General features: G+C 43.8%; 4 protein-coding genes, 2 tRNA genes and 1 pseudogene. 5 read left to right on the top strand and 2 right to left on the bottom strand.

Annotated features, from left to right (window positions below):
- The first annotated feature begins 83 nt into the window (after positions 1-83).
- Together D8852_RS00005 and D8852_RS00010 are read left to right on the top strand one after the other, a co-directional pair.
- Positions 84-157, top strand: a tRNA-Arg gene (locus D8852_RS00005).
- Positions 158-173: 16 nt separating this feature from the next.
- Positions 174-247: transfer RNA gene (locus tag D8852_RS00010), tRNA-Pro, on the top strand.
- Positions 248-465: 218 nt separating this feature from the next.
- Here the strand turns inward: D8852_RS00010 and D8852_RS00015 are convergent.
- Positions 466-893: pseudogene (locus D8852_RS00015) on the bottom strand (ISL3 family transposase); the annotation flags it as partial.
- Between the two features lie 345 nt (positions 894-1,238).
- On the bottom strand, positions 1,239-4,955 hold the full coding sequence (locus D8852_RS00020) for a pullulanase (RefSeq protein WP_125424901.1): 3,717 nt from the start codon (positions 4,953-4,955) through the stop codon (positions 1,239-1,241).
- Between the two features lie 442 nt (positions 4,956-5,397).
- On the opposite strand from D8852_RS00020, the gene rpoB reads away from it, so the two are divergent.
- The 3 genes from rpoB to D8852_RS00035 all read left to right on the top strand — a co-directional run bounded on the left by rpoB (position 5,398) and on the right by D8852_RS00035 (position 13,525).
- On the top strand, positions 5,398-9,000 hold the full coding sequence (gene rpoB, locus D8852_RS00025) for a DNA-directed RNA polymerase subunit beta (RefSeq protein WP_125424900.1): 3,603 nt from the start codon (positions 5,398-5,400) through the stop codon (positions 8,998-9,000).
- Positions 9,001-9,032: 32 nt separating this feature from the next.
- A complete protein-coding gene (gene rpoC / locus D8852_RS00030; protein WP_185755555.1) occupies positions 9,033-12,698 on the top strand; it encodes a DNA-directed RNA polymerase subunit beta' in 3,666 nt (1,221 codons plus the stop codon).
- A gap of 203 nt (positions 12,699-12,901) precedes the next feature.
- Positions 12,902-13,525 (top strand): hypothetical protein, encoded by a 624-nt coding sequence (locus D8852_RS00035; RefSeq protein WP_125424899.1) that lies wholly within the window; start codon positions 12,902-12,904, stop codon positions 13,523-13,525.
- Positions 13,526-13,585: the final 60 nt, after the last annotated feature.

The raw sequence follows: 13,585 nt of genomic DNA on the forward strand, positions 1-13,585 counted from the left end.
ACTGGCAGACGCACAGGACTTAAAATCCTGCGATTGGAAACGATCGTACCGGTTCGATCCCGGTCCTCGGCATATAATAATGAGCACCCTTAGCTCAACTGGATAGAGTACCTGACTACGAATCAGGCGGTTAGAGGTTCGAATCCTCTAGGGTGCATTTTTTCTATTTAACTCGGGAAGTAGCTCAGCTTGGTAGAGTACTTGGTTTGGGACCAAGGTGTCGCAGGTTCGAATCCTGTCTTCCCGATTTGATTTATTGACTAAGATACTTAAGTGAGTATCTTTTTTTGGCTCTTTGTCAACTGTAGTGGATTACCAAAAAGTCATACGCTGGAGAGGACTAAATCAGTCCTCTCCTTTTTGATATTCAAAGCGACGAGAATTCTAGTTTGGCTTTGGAATAGAGTGATTCAAGGGATTAATGATTTTTTCTTTGTCCTTGAGAAAGGTTTGAAAGACAGCCTGAAAGCGATTTCGAATAATCGCTTGTGTTCTGCATTCAAGGACAGTGATAATATTGAGATTCTTAAAGCCTTGTACGGATAAAACTCATTTTAAAGGCGTACTCGTCTCAGGACATAGTCTTATGAAGTCGACTAAAGTCATTGAGCTTCCGAATGACGGTTGAAGTTGAAATGGAAAGCTGGTGAGCGATATCGGTCATAGAGGTTTTTTCAACTAGTTTTTGAGCAACGATAGCACTTTAAACGGCGTTTTTAAGGAGAATTCTAGTAGGCATGCCAGTCGTTTCAGGGGAAGGAATCTTAGACGGTTTTTGAAAATCATATTTCTTCAGTGATTTCCTTGTGAGTATCCATATTGATGATATCTAGAATCTGGATATTAGGGTCTTTAATATCGAGTAGTTTTATGATAAAATGTAATGGTTCCATATGAATCTTTCTAATGAGTTGTTTAGTCGCTTTTCATTATAGGTCATATGGGACTTTTTTTCTACAACAAAATAGGCTCCATAATATCCATAGGGGATTTACCCACTACAAATATTATAGAGCCTGCAAACAACACCCCATGACTAGAAGATTTTTCTAATCATGAGGTGTTTTCTCTATAGGAGGGCTAGGTTATACTCTTCGAAAATCTCTTTAAACCACATCAGCTTCGCCTTGTCGTAGGTATATGACGCTGACTCCGTCAGTTCTATCCACAACCTCAAAGCTGTGCTTTGAGCAGCCTGCGGCTAGCTTTCTAGTTTACTCTTTGATTTTCATTGAGTGTTATTTCTTTTTCTTGTTTTTTATCAACCATCCAAGTCCGAGAAGGGCAAGGATACTGAATCCAGCAAGGGCAAGGAGGGATTTGCTCTCAGTTCCTGTGTTTGGAAGGAGGTTCTGAGAGTGAGCCTCTGCAGCAGTTTCTTGAGTTTCAGGATTGGCGGCTAGGTTTTGAGCTCGGCCTTGTTCTGGTTCAACATCTAAGCTAGAAAGATCAAATTCAGGTTTTTCTTCCACAGCTGGAGCGACAATGGCACCACCTTGAGATAAGCGGAGAACGACAGCAGTGAGGGCATTTAATTTCAAGCCTTTTTCAGTCCATTCGAGACCTTGAGGGTTGGCAATTCCTACTGGTCCTGCTTGGTTTTCATCTGCGAGAACTTCGGCCTTTCTTAAGTGAGCAAAAGCAGTTCCCAAGTTGAATTCGCGAACCTTATCATCTGCATTGACAAAGACTGCGTAGACATCTCCATTTGGAGCAGTGATTTGGTAGCCGATGACCACGTCTTCTTTTTCAACGCCATTTTGGCCTGGGACAGTGATGAGGTGGACACGGTCTTTGATATCTTGAAGACTCTTGAGTCGGAAGGCGTCCGTAGACTGACGAAGAGCGATCAATCCTTTCATGTAGTCACGGCTCTTGACATTTTCAGAATATGCTTTGCTATCGGTAGCCTTGGTCCAATCAAACTTGTTGACAGCATCACTAGAGTCGTAAGAGTCATGGATAAAGTAAGGATAGACAAACGGCTTGCCGTCCTTATCACGCAATAAGTGAGATTTGTGTGGAGCCTTATCTTCTGGAACAGGAGTCTTATAGGCTGGGTCTAGGAATTGTTTGGTGCGTCCGTATTCCTGACCAGAGTGGATAAACGGAGTCCCTTGAGCAGTCAAGATCATGAGGTTTCCAAGTCGCAAACGGCGATGGATTTCAGCGTAGTTCTCAGCCTTGCTTGGGTCTTTTTTGATAGACTGGGCAATGATGTCAAAGAGTGTCAAGTTATCATGGGCTGCGATATATTGGATAACATCTCCAGGATTGTCAGCTTCAAAGTTAGTTGGTTGGGCAATGAGATTTTTAAAGATGGTATTGATATCTCGTTTGCCACCTGTGATAAAGGAAGGTTGACCTTCGTTTGGATAGCCAGACTTGAGGTTGTTGCGGATGTCGTCTGAAAAGACAGCGACAGTATCTGTTTTCTTCATCCAATCTTGGTCAGCAGGTTGTACAGGCGTATTTTCATCGCCAGTATAGGTTCTCCAGCCTTCACCTAGCATGATAAGGTTTGGATTGAGGGCGCGTGCAGCCTTGTAAGCTTCTTCGATTGAAGCCGCATCGTGGTCACCCATCATATCAAAGCGGAAACCATCTACTTTGTAAGTTTCAACCAGATACTTGATGGAGTCTACCAAGACGCGTTTAGACATGTAGTGGGTTGTTCCCAAACGACCGCCACCAAAGCTAGTACGTGGAGTTCCGTCTGCGTCCATAAAGTGATAGTAGTTTGGCTCAATATCCTCAAAAATGTCAACATTTGCAGTATGGTTGTAGACCACATCCAAGATGGCCCCCATGCCACGTTTGTGGATTTCGTTGATGAGGTTTTTAAATTCTGCGATACGTTTTTCTGGATCCTTAGGATCGCTTGAGTACATACCAGTCAAGGAGAAGTAGTTTTGAGGGTCATATCCCCAGTTGTAGTTGCTGTTGCTTGAAGCGTAGGCAGATAAACGTTCATGGTTTTTCAATTCATTGACAAAGTAGTAAGACAAGACTGGAAGGAGTTGGATATGAGTCACACCCAAGTCTTTGAGATAGTCTAGTTTTTCGATAAAGGCTTCGAAGGTACCGAATGGCTTGGTCAAGTCTTTTGCGATGGCAGGATCCGAAGTGAAGTCACGCACATGAGCCTCATAGATAACGGCATCTTCACGCGATTTGAAGTTACGAATCTTTCCATAGGTCAAGTCTTGTGGACCTAACTTCGCTGGATCGACAAAGGCAGCCTTAGCGACTTTATGAGCGGCATCTGTTTTTGCTAGGTCACTATTCCAAGCCGCTAATGATTTGGCATAAGGGTCAAGAACGAGAACGGTTTTACCTTGGCGCTCGATTTGGTAGTGGTAGTAGTAGCCAGTGTAGTTGCTGATACCGAGACCAGAGTTTGCATCCAGAGTTTGTTTCCAGGTGCCTTTTTCTCCTTTTTCAAGGGCGACAGTTCCGACTACTTTTTCAGGATCTTTCTTGTCATATACGACAACGGAAACCTTATCAGCACTTGGAGACCAGAGGGTGAGGTCAACACGCTTGCCATCTTCTTTTAGAGTTGCGCCGAGTGGACCATCGTAACTGTAGGATTCATCCTTGAGGCGCCAGCTTGACCGTGTAGTAAATCGGTCTGAATTGTAGCTGACAGTGTACGGGTGTTGGGTGTCAGAGAAGTCGCCGATGTAGGTCACTTTTTTACCTGCCTCATCCACTTCCACGTCTGTGATAGCTACTTTATTCCCTTGGTAATCAGTGATGCTGGAGTGTTTGAGGATATCGTCTTTCTTAGCTCCAACTAGGGTAGAAAAGCTGCTTTCGATACGAGATTTAGCCACATGTTGGGCTCCAGTCATGCGGATATCGTGCACATAGTAGGGGTTAGTGTAAATGGTTTCGTCATCATCTTTGAGGAAGATTTGACTGTGATTTTTTAGATCAGTAAATTTATAATCTTCTTTTCGGATTTTCACATCATCGCCTTTCTTGCTTTCGTCTAGTAATAAAAATCCAAATTCTCTCGCAGCTTCATTGAGTGGGATATCAATGTAACGGCCATATTTTCCAGTTGCGGTAAAGTCAGTACCGTCAGGCCATTCTCCACTGCTTGGGTTCTTGACATCGCCCCAATACCAAAGAGATTTTTTGTCATAGTTGCCATCGGTGCGATAGTAGTTGACACGGACAGTTCCTGCTGGCTGAGGACGGTAGTTGTATACCTTGTAGTTTTCATCTAGCCAGGCCTCGTTCATTTTGGGAGAGAGGCGCTCTACAGAACGGTCCCCCGTCAGGTTATCCCCCTTGGTATTGTTGATAAGGAAGCTGACTTTCTTGGCTTGTTCATTTTTGAGTTTGACATCTAGATAATATCCGTAGTCATCTTGCTTGGCATCCTTGAAGGACTTGGCTCCATTGGGCCAGTTCTCAGACGGCTTTTCAACATCGTCCCAAGTCCAAAGACCTTGAGAATCTTTGTTTTCTTCAGGGAGTTTTTTTACATGGATGCGGAAGTGGTTGTCTGCGATGGGTTCTTCATAGGATGTATCAGTTTGTGGTTTTTTATCTGAAGTTGGCGCCGAAGTGCTGGCATCTACTTTCTCTTCTTTGCTGTTAGCCTGGCTTGTAGTCGCATCTTCTGTTTTAGGTGTTTCGGATGCTAGAGCAGCTTCAGTTGCGGGTGCTTCTTTTTTAGAATTGAGGGAAGCGTTTGCATTCTTTTGTTCAGAAACAGTCGTTTGATTTTGAGTTTGACTAGTTTCAGTCTCAGTAGGGGCTTTGGTCACAGCGCTGGTATTTTCCTGAGTTTGAGGAAGGTTTTCATTAGCCGAAATAGTTGGCATTGCAGCAGAAAGCAAGACAATGCTGGCACCAATAAGGACAGAACCAGTTCCGTTTTTCAAAGAACGGATACCGTAAATCATTTTTTTCTCAGTTTGAGATGGGATCTTTTTCATCACAATTCTCCTTGTGTAGTTGTTCCTTATCAGTATAGCACGAGGTAAACATTAGTGCAAGCGTTTTCCTAATTTTTGAGAGAAAATATAATGTTTCATTCTCTTGAAATTTTAAAATAATATATAGGAAAAGATTGTTTAAAAAATAGTAAAAAAATCTTGAAAAATCTAGCTAAATAAGGTATAATATGAATAATCATTTGTCGTAGGTTTTGTCTGAAATATTGTCCAGACAAGACTCACAGCAGTTAAATCTTCTGAAAAAGTCGGATTTAGCTGCTCTTTTTGTGCTTTTTTTCAGGTTTTCGAGTACTTGTAACAAAGATTTAAAGATTCTGAAAATTCATCGAAGGGACATGGTGATAAGGTTTTTTATAACCATATGACGATTAGAAAAGCCTGATTGATAAGGCTTGGAACTTATTTACAAAGGAGAATCATCTTGGCAGGACATGACGTTCAATACGGGAAACATCGTACCCGTCGTAGTTTTTCAAGAATCAAAGAAGTTCTTGACTTACCAAATTTGATTGAAATTCAAACGGATTCATTCAAAGATTTCCTAGATCACGGTCTTAAGGAAGTATTTGAAGATGTATTGCCAATTTCAAACTTCACAGACACAATGGAGTTGGAATTTGTTGGCTATGAAATCAAGGAACCAAAATACACGCTCGAAGAAGCACGTATCCACGATGCTAGCTACTCAGCACCAATTTTCGTAACCTTCCGCTTGATCAATAAAGAAACAGGCGAAATCAAGACCCAAGAAGTCTTCTTTGGTGATTTCCCAATCATGACCGAAATGGGTACTTTCATCATCAATGGTGGTGAACGTATTATCGTTTCTCAGTTGGTCCGCTCACCAGGTGTTTACTTTAATGACAAAGTAGACAAGAACGGTAAAGTGGGTTACGGCTCAACTGTTATCCCTAACCGTGGAGCTTGGTTGGAACTTGAAAGCGACTCAAAAGACATCGCTTATACTCGTATCGACCGTACTCGTAAGATTCCATTTACGACCTTGGTTCGTGCGCTTGGTTTCTCAGGTGATGATGAAATCTTTGATATCTTTGGTGATAGCGAATTGGTTCGCAATACTGTTGAAAAAGATATCCACAAGAATCCAATGGACTCTCGTACAGATGAAGCCTTGAAAGAAATCTACGAACGCCTTCGTCCAGGTGAGCCTAAGACTGCTGAGAGCTCACGTAGCTTGCTTGTGGCACGTTTCTTCGACCCACGCCGCTATGACTTAGCAGCCGTTGGTCGTTACAAGATCAATAAAAAACTCAACGTTAAAACACGCTTGCTCAACCAAACCATTGCGGAGCCATTGGTAGACCCTGAAACTGGTGAAATCTTGGTAGAAGCTGGTACCGTTATGACTCGTAGCGTGATTGAAAGTATCGAGAGTCACTTGGATGGCGACTTGAACAAGATTGTTTATATTCCAAACGATGCAGCTGTTCTGACAGAACCAGTTGTGCTTCAAAAATTCAAGGTTGTTGCCCCAACAGACCCAGACCGTGTTGTAACCATCATCGGAAATGCCAATCCAGACGACAAGGTTCGTGTTGTAACTCCTGCGGATATCCTTGCAGAGATGAGCTACTTCCTTAACTTGGCAGAAGGTATCGGACGTGTGGATGATATCGACCACCTTGGGAACCGTCGTATCCGTGCAGTTGGTGAATTGCTTGCAAACCAAGTACGTCTTGGGCTTTCTCGTATGGAACGTAATGTCCGTGAACGTATGTCTGTTCAGGACAATGAAGTTTTAACACCACAACAAATCATCAATATCCGTCCTGTCACAGCTGCGGTTAAAGAATTCTTTGGTTCATCACAGTTGTCACAGTTCATGGACCAACACAACCCGCTTTCTGAGTTGTCTCACAAACGTCGTTTGTCAGCCTTAGGACCTGGTGGTTTGACACGTGACCGTGCTGGATATGAAGTTCGTGACGTGCACTATACTCACTATGGTCGTATGTGTCCAATCGAGACACCTGAAGGACCTAATATCGGTTTGATCAATAACTTGTCATCTTACGGACACTTGAATAAGTATGGATTTGTTCAAACTCCATACCGTAAGGTTGACCGTGAAACAGGTGTAGTCACAAACGAAATCGTTTGGTTGACAGCCGATGAAGAAGATGAATTTACTGTAGCGCAGGCTAACTCTCGCCTCAACGAAGACGGTACTTTTGCTGAGAAAGTTGTCATGGGACGTCACCAAGGGGTCAACCAGGAGTACCCAGCAGAAGTCGTTGATTACATGGATGTGTCACCAAAACAGGTAGTTGCCGTTGCGACAGCATGTATTCCTTTCTTGGAAAACGATGACTCCAACCGTGCCCTCATGGGTGCCAACATGCAACGTCAGGCTGTGCCTTTGATTGACCCCAAAGCACCTTACGTTGGTACTGGTATGGAATACCAAGCAGCTCATGACTCTGGTGCTGCTGTTATTGCTCAGTATGATGGTAAAGTTACATATGCAGATGCTGATAAGGTAGAAGTTCGCCGTGAAGATGGTTCGCTAGATGTTTACCACATCCAAAAATTCCGTCGTTCAAACTCAGGTACTGCCTACAACCAACGCACTCTCGTTAAAGTTGGCGATGTCGTTGAAAAAGGCGATTTTATCGCTGACGGACCTTCTATGGAAAAAGGGGAAATGGCGCTTGGACAAAACCCAATCGTTGCCTACATGACATGGGAAGGTTACAACTTCGAGGATGCTGTTATCATGAGCGAACGCTTGGTCAAAGACGATGTCTACACATCTGTCCACCTCGAAGAATACGAATCAGAAACCCGCGATACAAAGCTTGGGCCTGAAGAAATTACTCGTGAAATTCCAAACGTTGGTGAAGATGCTCTTAAAGACCTTGACGAAATGGGCATTATCCGTATCGGTGCTGAGGTTAAAGAAGGGGACATCCTTGTCGGTAAAGTAACACCTAAGGGTGAAAAAGACCTTTCAGCTGAAGAACGTCTCTTGCACGCTATCTTCGGAGACAAGTCTCGTGAAGTGCGTGATACTTCTCTTCGAGTACCTCACGGTGCCGATGGTGTCGTTCGTGATGTTAAGATCTTTACACGTGCAAATGGAGATGAGTTGCAATCAGGTGTTAACATGCTGGTTCGCGTCTACATCGCTCAAAAACGTAAGATCAAGGTCGGAGATAAGATGGCCGGACGTCACGGAAACAAAGGGGTTGTCTCTCGTATCGTTCCTGTAGAAGACATGCCTTACCTTCCAGACGGAACTCCAGTCGATATCATGTTGAACCCACTTGGGGTGCCATCACGTATGAATATCGGTCAGGTTATGGAACTCCACCTTGGTATGGCAGCCCGTACTCTTGGTATCCACATTGCAACACCAGTCTTTGACGGAGCAAGTTCTGAAGACCTTTGGGACACTGTTAAAGAAGCAGGTATGGACAGCGATGCTAAGACAATCCTTTACGATGGACGTACTGGTGAGCCATTTGACAACCGTGTATCAGTTGGTGTTATGTACATGATCAAACTCCACCACATGGTTGATGATAAATTGCACGCTCGTTCAGTCGGACCATACTCAACCGTTACCCAACAACCACTCGGAGGTAAAGCTCAGTTTGGTGGACAACGTTTCGGTGAGATGGAGGTTTGGGCTCTTGAAGCCTACGGTGCGTCAAATGTCCTTCAAGAAATCTTGACTTACAAGTCTGACGATATCAACGGACGTTTGAAAGCTTATGAAGCTATTACAAAAGGAAAACCAATTCCAAAGCCAGGTGTTCCAGAATCCTTCCGAGTTCTTGTGAAAGAATTGCAATCTCTTGGTCTTGACATGCGTGTCCTTGACGAAGATGATCAAGAAGTGGAACTTCGTGACTTGGATGAAGGAATGGACGAAGATGTCATCCACGTAGATGACCTTGAAAAAGCCCGCGAAAAAGCAGCCCAAGATGCAAAAGCAGCATTTGAAGCTGAAGAAACTGCAAAAGCGGAAGCAACAGAAGAAGCTGCTGACCAAGAATAAGCAGTTCACTTAGAATAGAAAGGGAAGAAATAGTGGTTGATGTAAATCGTTTTAAAAGTATGCAAATCACCCTAGCTTCTCCAAGCAAAGTCCGTTCATGGTCTTATGGAGAAGTCAAAAAACCTGAAACAATCAATTACCGTACGTTGAAACCAGAACGTGAAGGACTCTTTGACGAAGTCATCTTTGGTCCTACAAAAGACTGGGAATGTGCTTGTGGTAAGTACAAACGCATTCGTTACAGAGGGATTGTTTGTGACCGCTGTGGGGTTGAAGTAACGCGTACAAAAGTTCGTCGTGAGCGTATGGGGCACATTGAGTTGAAAGCTCCTGTATCTCACATCTGGTATTTCAAGGGGATTCCAAGCCGTATGGGCTTGACCCTTGATATGAGCCCTCGTGCCCTCGAGGAAGTTATCTACTTTGCGGCTTATGTGGTGATTGATCCGAAGGATACACCACTTGAGCACAAGTCTATCATGACAGAGCGCGAATACCGTGAGCGCCTGCGTGAGTATGGTTATGGATCATTCGTTGCCAAGATGGGTGCCGAAGCCATCCAAGACCTCTTGAAACAAGTAGATCTTGAAAAAGAAATTGCTGAACTCAAAGAAGAGTTGAAAACAGCTACTGGACAAAAACGTGTCAAAGCCATCCGTCGTTTGGATGTTTTGGATGCCTTTTACAAGTCTGGAAACAAACCTGAATGGATGATTCTCAACATCCTTCCAGTTATTCCACCAGACCTTCGTCCGATGTTGCAGTTGGATGGTGGCCGTTTTGCCTCATCTGACTTGAACGACCTTTACCGTCGTGTTATCAACCGTAACAACCGTTTGGCTCGTTTGCTTGAGTTGAATGCACCTGGTATCATCGTTCAAAATGAGAAGCGTATGCTTCAAGAAGCGGTTGACGCTTTGATTGACAACGGTCGTCGTGGTCGTCCGATCACAGGGCCAGGTAGCCGTCCACTTAAATCATTGAGCCACATGCTCAAAGGGAAACAAGGACGCTTCCGTCAAAACTTGCTCGGTAAACGTGTTGACTTTTCAGGACGTTCCGTTATCGCCGTTGGTCCAACTCTTAAGATGTACCAATGTGGTGTGCCACGTGAAATGGCAATCGAGCTCTTTAAACCATTCGTTATGCGTGAAATCGTTGCGCGCGATATCGTTCAAAACGTTAAAGCGGCTAAACGCTTGGTAGAACGTGGAGATGAACGTATCTGGGATATCCTCGAAGAAGTTATCAAAGAGCACCCAGTACTTTTGAACCGCGCACCGACCCTTCACCGTTTGGGTATCCAAGCCTTCGAGCCAGTCTTGATTGATGGTAAGGCCCTTCGCTTGCACCCACTTGTCTGTGAAGCCTACAATGCCGACTTTGACGGGGACCAAATGGCCATCCACGTACCGCTTTCAGAAGAAGCTCAAGCAGAAGCTCGTATCTTGATGTTGGCTGCTGAGCATATCTTGAACCCGAAAGATGGTAAACCAGTTGTTACTCCATCTCAGGACATGGTTTTGGGTAACTATTACTTGACCATGGAAGAAGCTGGTCGTGAAGGTGAAGGAATGGTCTTCAAAGACCGTGACGAAGCTGTTATGGCTTACCGTAATGGTTATGTTCACCTCCACTCACGTGTTGGTATCGCAACAGATAGCCTTAACAAACCATGGACTGAAGAGCAAAAACACAAGGTCTTGCTGACAACAGTTGGTAAAATCCTCTTCAATGACATCATGCCAGAAGGACTACCTTACTTGCAAGAACCAACAAATGCCAACTTAACAGAAGGTGTTCCAGCTAAGTACTTCTTGCCACTAGGTGGAAATATCAAGGAAGCTATCGATGGCCTTGAACTCAACCCACCATTCAAGAAGAAAAACCTTGGAAATATCATTGCTGAAATCTTCAAACGTTTCCGTACGACAGAAACATCTGCCCTACTTGACCGTATGAAGAACCTCGGCTACCACCACTCAACTCTTGCAGGTTTGACAGTGGGTATCGCTGATATCCCAGTCGTTGAAGACAAGGCTGAAATCATCGAAGAATCACACAAACGTGTAGAACAAATCACCAAACAATTCCGTCGTGGTATGATTACGGACGACGAGCGCTACAATGCTGTTACCGCTGAATGGCGTGCAGCCCGTGAAAAATTGGAGAAACGCTTGGTTGCCAACCAAGATCCTAAGAACCCAATCGTTATGATGATGGACTCTGGAGCCCGTGGTAACATCTCAAACTTCTCACAGCTTGCCGGTATGCGTGGTCTGATGGCCGCTCCGAACGGACGTATCATGGAATTGCCAATCCTTTCAAACTTCCGCGAAGGTTTGTCAGTACTCGAAATGTTCTTCTCAACTCACGGTGCCCGTAAGGGTATGACCGATACGGCCCTTAAGACAGCCGACTCAGGTTACTTGACTCGTCGTTTGGTTGACGTTGCCCAAGACGTTATCATCCGTGAGGACGACTGTGGAACAGACCGTGGTCTCTTGATTCGTTCTATCGCAGAAGGAAAAGAGATGATCGAGTCTCTCGAAGAACGTCTCAATGGTCGTTATACTAAGAAAACTGTTAAACATCCAGAAACTGGTGCAGTGATCATCGGTCCAAATGAGTTGATTACAGAAGACAAGGCGCGTGAAATTGTCAATGCTGGTGTGGAAGAAGTTACTATCCGCTCTGTATTTACATGTAACACTCGTCATGGTGTCTGCCGTCACTGTTACGGTATCAACTTGGCGACTGGTGATGCGGTTGAAGTTGGTGAAGCAGTTGGTACAATCGCTGCCCAATCTATCGGGGAACCTGGTACACAGCTTACAATGCGTACCTTCCACACGGGTGGGGTTGCCTCAAATACCGATATCACTCAGGGTCTTCCTCGTGTCCAAGAAATCTTTGAAGCCCGCAATCCTAAAGGGGAAGCGGTCATCACTGAAGTCAAGGGTGAGGTTACAGCCATCGAAGAAGATGCTTCAACTCGTACCAAGAAAGTCTTTGTTAAGGGTGAAACTGGCGAAGGCGAATACGTGGTTCCATTTACAGCCCGTATGCGTGTCGAAGTTGGAGACCAAGTCTCTCGCGGTGCGGCATTGACAGAAGGTTCTATCCAACCAAAACGTCTCCTTGCTGTTCGTGATGTCTTGTCAGTTGAAACTTACCTTCTCGGTGAAGTACAAAAAGTTTACCGTAGCCAAGGGGTAGAAATCGGTGACAAACACATCGAGGTAATGGTTCGTCAAATGATCCGTAAAGTTCGTGTCATGGATCCAGGTGACACAGACCTCCTCATGGGTACTCTCATGGACATCAACGACTTTACAGATGCCAACAAAGATGTTCTTATCGCAGGTGGAGTCCCAGCGACTGGTCGCCCAGTTCTTATGGGAATTACCAAAGCCTCACTTGAAACCAACAGTTTCTTGTCAGCGGCTTCCTTCCAGGAAACAACTCGTGTCCTTACAGATGCAGCCATCCGTGGTAAGAAAGACCATCTCCTTGGACTCAAGGAAAATGTTATCATCGGTAAGATCATCCCAGCTGGTACTGGTATGGCTCGCTACCGTAACCTTGAACCACAAGCCATCAATGAAGCAGAATATCTGGCTCCAGAACAAGAAGAGGCAGAAAACGCTCCAGTAGATGAAACTGTGGAAATCCAAGTTGAAGAAACAGTAGAATAAAAGCAAACAAGAGAACCTTTGGGTTCTCTTTGTTTTACACTTCTGCCTATTGGGGTTAGGTGAGCACGACGCAATATCTCTCAAATCGCTTCAACTATTTTTCATTTTTGTCAGTTGAGCGTTAAAACAGGACACTTGAGAAGAGGGGAGGGATTTTATCTTTCTCGCAGAGTATAATCATGTATACGAAGGGAGAACTGAAAATGATAAAATCAATTCGCATCTTATTGTTACTGGCTTTGATCCAGATTAGTCTGAGTAGCTGTTTACTGTGGAAGGGATCCATCTTAACCTTAAAGCAATCAAGCACCTATTTTCTAGTGTTTATCGTATTGGCATCAGGTCTGTGCGCAGGGATGAATTTCTTTTATACTCGAGATCAGGATGTTCATAGCATTATAAATAGTCAGAAAAAAGTGAAACTATTTTATAGTATCTTGTTGGTTTTAAACCTAGTAGGCGTCTGTCTGGTGTTGTCGGAGACTATTTTAACACAGACAGCTTTTCAGAAAGAGTTGGTAGATCTTTTCTTGCCTTCCTTCTTTTTCTTGTTTGGCATTGATTTACTTGTCTTTTTACCATTTGAGAAGTACAGTCGAGATTTGAAAACCACTCTCAATAAGAAAAAAACAGTTATCCTGACAGTTCTCGCAACCTTGTTGTTCTTAAGAAATCCAATGACGGTTTTATCTATTGTTTTTTATGTTGGTTTGGGATTCATTTTTGCTCGATTTTTATTTCCAAAATCTATGAGAAGAGAATTTTCCTTTTACGGGCATGTAATCCGAGATATTTTACTTGTTAGCGCCATGTGTATATTTTTTTAAAAACACTTTTCTATCAATAAAAATCCCTTATTTTACCAAAATTGTTATAGTAAATTTGTA

Source organism: Streptococcus mitis, assembly GCF_003942695.1.
GTDB classification, from domain to species: Bacteria; Bacillota; Bacilli; order Lactobacillales; family Streptococcaceae; genus Streptococcus; species Streptococcus mitis_BD.